Source organism: Vibrio sp. Vb0667 (assembly GCF_033391095.1).
In genome coordinates, this window is record NZ_JAWPOL010000275.1 from 1 (window position 1) to 1196 (window position 1196).

At 41.8% G+C, this 1196-nt stretch carries 2 protein-coding genes; one reads left to right on the forward strand and one right to left on the reverse strand.

Annotated elements, in window-relative coordinates; all coding sequences use genetic code 11:
* The first annotated feature begins 99 nt into the window (after positions 1-99).
* Positions 100-402, forward strand: coding sequence for a DUF3622 domain-containing protein (locus R8269_RS25225; protein WP_005455950.1), 303 nt, complete (start codon positions 100-102; stop codon positions 400-402).
* An 87-nt stretch (positions 403-489) separates the two neighbouring features.
* On the opposite strand, the gene R8269_RS25230 is transcribed toward R8269_RS25225, so the two are convergent.
* The gene (locus tag R8269_RS25230) at positions 490-933 is read right to left on the reverse strand and encodes a DNA-directed RNA polymerase subunit beta (protein WP_318222910.1); all 444 of its coding nucleotides are present in this window, start codon (positions 931-933) and stop codon (positions 490-492) included.
* Positions 934-1196: the final 263 nt, after the last annotated feature.

The window sequence follows — 1196 nt, forward strand, 5'->3', positions numbered from 1 at the left end:
TAATACCGCGCTTACCAAGGGATGGTGTTAAACAGCTCAGCTTAGATGGAGTTATCAAGTTGACCGAATCCCTGATTAATCCCTTAGGAACTGAAATAGATGTCTAAAAATCCAAAATTTGCTATCCGCGTCACTGAAAAACGTAACGGTTGGAGCGCAGAAATCACTCGTCAAGTAACGTCTCGCAAAACAATGGTTTCAAAACGTGAAACTGGGTTTGACAGCGAAGAAAAAGCACAAGCTTGGGCTGAACAAGAACTTGCGGGCTTCATTGAAAACCAAGTTGTTCGTAATGAGCGTAAAGCTGTACAGCGTCAAGAACGTGAAGCAGAGCAACTTGCGGCAAAAGTTCGCAAAGAAGAAGCTCGTAAAGCACGCGAAGCTGAAGCTGACGAAGAATAATGGCATATATTCCGATTGATGTTTCGATCTGTCGGTAATGCTAAAAAGCCCTGAAGTTTTCTTCAGGGCTTTTTTGTTGGCTCATTTTCATAAGCAGTCAGAAGAAACCGAGAAGCCAAAAGGGCCTTCGGAAGGTGCGGCAAACTGTTGGTTGCCAGGCAGTAAGTGAGGATTGTTTGCGTAAACACGATGAGATGATTTGTTATTACGTGTATGCACAGGCGGTAAATCAATATGATGTAAGCCATCCGAAAGATCGTTGGCCTCACCGTAGTCAAAGTCTGTTGTGACCTCGGCGTTATTTTTTGTGTGGTAACAATGATCTGGCTTGCCTTCCTCTCGCCATTTGAGTTCTGAGCGTTGCGCGTCCAAGTTGAGTTCATCTGGAACAGATGAAGCATAATGATCTTCTAGTGAATGTTGTTGACTTTGTTCTTGTAAGTATTGAGCGATGTTTTCAGATTCTTGAGCAAGGAGATTTGCAGAAAGTCCAAGTCCCAACAAACAGCTAATGAGTTGTGTTTTATTCATAGATGTGTGCAAGCAAAAAGAAAACATAATACGAATAAATAAAACGCTGTGCAATTGTGCGGTGAACAAGATGAATTGAAATAAGCTAAACACGAAGCACAAACGTTAAGTTTTCATGTTTAAGTGTTTGTAATAAATAATATTGGTGAGTAAACATAACAAAAAAAGCCCGGCAACAGGTACTGGGCTTTGAGATCATAGAGCATGCAATTATGACTGAGTGTCGAGTGGGATTTGTCCCGTCGTTACCTGTTCGACGTCAA

Bases quoted from the DNA above. Each gene is read 5' to 3' on its own strand.
- R8269_RS25225 (WP_005455950.1), top strand. From the start codon at position 100: ATGTCTAAAAATCCAAAATTTGCTATCCGCGTCACTGAAAAACGTAAC.
- R8269_RS25230 (WP_318222910.1), bottom strand. From the start codon at position 933: ATGAATAAAACACAACTCATTAGCTGTTTGTTGGGACTTGGACTTTCT.